Annotated in this window: 2 protein-coding genes; both read right to left on the bottom strand. The window is 60.7% G+C overall.

Annotation, left to right across the window (positions count from 1 at the left end):
• On the bottom strand, positions 1-806 hold an 806-nt coding region (locus B3797_RS19355), incomplete at its 3' end, for a transglycosylase domain-containing protein (RefSeq protein WP_311791924.1).
• Positions 807-903: 97 nt separating this feature from the next.
• On the bottom strand, positions 904-1,648 hold a 745-nt coding region (locus B3797_RS19360; RefSeq protein WP_311791925.1), incomplete at its 5' end, for an ATP-dependent helicase C-terminal domain-containing protein.

A 1,648-nucleotide genomic window follows, 5' to 3' on the forward strand; every position in this document is an offset into this window, starting at 1 on the left:
GTCAGCGTACTGCCGCCCTGCACCGCTTTCCCGGCCGTGATATTGGCGAGGAAGGCGCGGCCGATAGAATAAGGGCTGATGCCGTCATGCTCGTAGAAATGACGATCTTCGGTGGCGATCAGCGTATCGACCAGCAGATCCGGAAAACCGGCGCGCGGCACAAACAGGCGCTGCTCGCCGTTCGGCGACTGCAACATGGTGATCAGGCGTGGATCGAGGCGGAAGAAGCCAAAATCGCGACCGGAATCGATGTTTTTAATTTCGCCCAGCTCATCGCCGTCGAACACCATCTGCGCGTGCACCTGCCCCTCTTTGCTGTCCGGGAAATCAAACGGACGGCGCAGCAGATCGATGGTGTTGCCTTTTACCGAGAACTCGCCGGGACGCGTAATGCGCGACACCTCGCGATACTGCGTGCCTTCCAGCAGCGCAATCATCTCTTTTTTGTTGTAGGCCATGCCTGGTTCCAGGCTGACCATGCGGCCATAAACCGTCGCGGGTAGCTGCCACACTTTTCCGTCGATGCGGGCGCGGATCTCAGAGTCGAGGTAAACACCCCAGACGGCCATGACGATCACAAACACAAGGAACAGCCTGATAAGCCAGCTTAACCAGCGACGCTTCCCGCGCGGCGGACGCTTTCCTTTACTTTTACGCGGCACAGGCGCTTTCTCCTCAACCTCATCATCAAAATCATCATTATCAAAATCGTCTTCATCCCTGCGGCGACCCCGGCGCGTAGCGTTACGCGGCGGCTTGGGCTGTTTTCCTTTGCGCCCAATGGGTTCGCGATCGTTCCCAGACATTGGTTTCATTCTCCAGGCATTACGTTGGCTGCGCCGATACTCTAGCGGCTTTTACCTCTTCCGCATGGCGGAACCCTCTGAAATCGATCCAGCTGGCTCAACCTTGCGGGGAATATTTTTTGGTGCGCCTTGTGGGCAAGGCGCTGGCCGGATCGTCGGGCCAGAGATGTCGGGGATAGCGCCCTTTCATCTCTTTTTGCACCTCCGGATACGCGCCGCGCCAGAAGGCGGCCAGGTCGCGGGTAATCTGCAACGGACGCTGCGCGGGCGATAACAGCTCCAGCACCAGCGGCACGCGCCCCTCCGCCACGGCGGGATTGCTCGCCTCGCCAAACATTTCCTGAATGCGCACCGCCAGCGCGGGCGGTTTGTCGGCATGGTAGCGAATGGGCAGTCGGCTTCCGGTCGGCACAGTGTAATGAGTTGGCAGCGCACTATCCAGCCGCTGGCGTTGTGACCATGTGAGCAAATGTAATAGCGCGCTGACAAGGTTAACCGCCTGCAACGATTTCAGATCGCGCACCGCGCCCATCTCCGGCAGCAGCCACACATCGAGCGTCGCCAGCAGCGTTTCATCATCTACGGCGGGCCATGTCTCTTCCGGCAACCACTGCGCCGCGCACTGCAGCCGCACGCGTAGCTGTTCCGCTGCCTCGCTCCAGCCCAGCACTGCCAGACCCTTTTGCGCGACCCAGCGCAGCATCGCCGCGTGCAGCACCTCAGGCTGCGGACGCGCCATCGGCTGCGCCTTTAACACCAGCACGCCAGCCTGTTCGCGACGCAGCGCGCGCAGCGTGCCTTTCTCTTCGTCCCATTCGACTTCGGTGCGCACCTCCACCAGC

Origin of the sequence: Pantoea sp. UBA5923 (assembly GCF_002431095.1) — a bacterium.
Classification (GTDB): domain Bacteria; phylum Pseudomonadota; class Gammaproteobacteria; order Enterobacterales; family Enterobacteriaceae; genus Pantoea; species Pantoea piersonii.